The sequence below is a fragment of the Roseivivax isoporae LMG 25204 genome (assembly GCF_000521865.1).
Classification (GTDB): domain Bacteria; phylum Pseudomonadota; class Alphaproteobacteria; order Rhodobacterales; family Rhodobacteraceae; genus Roseivivax; species Roseivivax isoporae.
Genome location: NZ_JAME01000171.1, coordinates 1 through 435 on the forward strand (window position 1 = coordinate 1; position 435 = coordinate 435).

The following is a 435-nucleotide window of genomic DNA, read 5'->3' on the forward strand; positions in this document are numbered from 1 at the left end:
AGGCGCTGGTCGATGCTGCCACCGACACGGTTTGCCTGGACGGCGCCATGCACCGCGACCGCGAACTCGCCGATGTCCTTGAAGCCGGCGGTGGTCTCCGGGTCCTGGTCGCGCACGGTCGTGTGCCCGGCCGGGGTGAGCGAGGTCGATGCGCCCATCGTGCGGCGGCGCTCGGCGAGCTTCTCCTGCGCGGCGATCGCGGCCTGCACCTCGCCGATCTCTTCCTCGAGGGCGGCGAAGCGGTCTTCCTGCGCCTCGGTGAACTCACCGGATTCGCTCGCCTCCGCCGCGGCGACGATGTCCTGACCTTCCTTCTTGAGGGCGGCCAGGCGCTTTTTCAGTTCTGCCAGCTTGTTCATGCGGGCTCTCTCCTGTGCGCCGGGTCGAAAACGTGCCGAGGCCGCGCGCCCGGCGCGCGCAGCCTTTGGCGACCAA

General features: G+C 69.9%; 1 protein-coding gene. It reads right to left on the reverse strand.

Features of this window, described 5'->3' with window-relative positions:
• On the reverse strand, nt 1–359 hold a 359-nt coding region (locus RISW2_RS23205), incomplete at its 3' end, for an SPX domain-containing protein (RefSeq protein WP_043776031.1).
• Between the last annotated feature and the right edge of the window lie 76 nt (nt 360–435).